Raw genomic sequence first — 1,010 nt, forward strand, 5'->3', positions numbered from 1 at the left:
AACTCGAGCAAGGTCGTCAGCTGGATGACTTCCTCATCTAAATAGACAAGGCCATGCCCTCACGGTGTGGCCTTTCTGTTTACACGCTCCGTGGCTAATTAGTGCCAGCTCTCGTCGTTACGAACCAGGAATATTCGGTAATGATCTGTCGCATGACAGAGGTCAGCTCTAATGACATTATTCAAAGCATCCTTTAGCATGTACATGATGCTGGCTTAGCTCAGTAGGTAGAGTAACTGACTTGTAATCAGTAGGTCACCAGTTCGATTCCGGTAGCCAGCACCACAATTATCACCGAATTCCTCATAGCCGACCCCGATGCCAGCCATAAAAGACTTAGACGCAGAACGTACCGATTTGGATGCGCGATTACGTGAAGCCATTGATAGCTGGGATCCACGTCGACCCAGACGCTGGCTAGCTAAATATGGCGGTTGGCGAGTTGAAAAACGATCACTCCTCACACAGCGATATTGTGCGATACGCGACGAAGCCCAAGCCTTGCTGACAAGTAGTTAGCCAGGAAGTTTATTGTGATTACCTGAACAAATTGCTCCATGGGTAGTCCAATGTGCCTACCCATCACCCAGCGTAATGACGGAATTAGATGTCTATCAATCCGAATCCACCTTTGCCGCGTTACTTGCAAGTAAGCACATTGGCTGCACGAACAGCCGCGAGCAATCAGCGCCCGTGAAGCCGCAGACGTGTTTGGCGTCTCGCCTTGGTCCATAGAGCGAGATTTTGCCAGGGTTCGAGCGTTGTCCGGGATCGTTGTGTTCGATGAGCAACGAGTACCCAGCAAGGGTGGGCAGCAGTATCTACTGCGGGTGCTGCAGGTAGACCGGAAACAGCAGATCTATTGGTTAGGGAAGGCTGCTGACGGTGGCGTACCCAAGGCGTTGTTCGAGCTGGTGGATTTACAGCATAAATAAGGTGAACTGGCGCAGGCCAGAGCCAGTTATGCCAAGGCCGCCCAACAAGGACACATTCTCGCCCAGTACACCTAC

Annotated in this window: 1 tRNA gene; it reads left to right on the forward strand. The window is 51.4% G+C overall.

The annotated features are described in order from the left end of the window. Positions 1-209 precede the first annotated feature (209 nt). A tRNA-Thr gene (locus OKC40_RS22580) sits at positions 210-285 on the forward strand. Positions 286-1,010 lie beyond the last annotated feature (725 nt).

Source organism: Aeromonas sp. QDB11 (assembly GCF_027705265.1).
In the GTDB taxonomy this organism is placed as follows: Bacteria; Pseudomonadota; Gammaproteobacteria; order Enterobacterales; family Aeromonadaceae; genus Aeromonas; species Aeromonas allosaccharophila.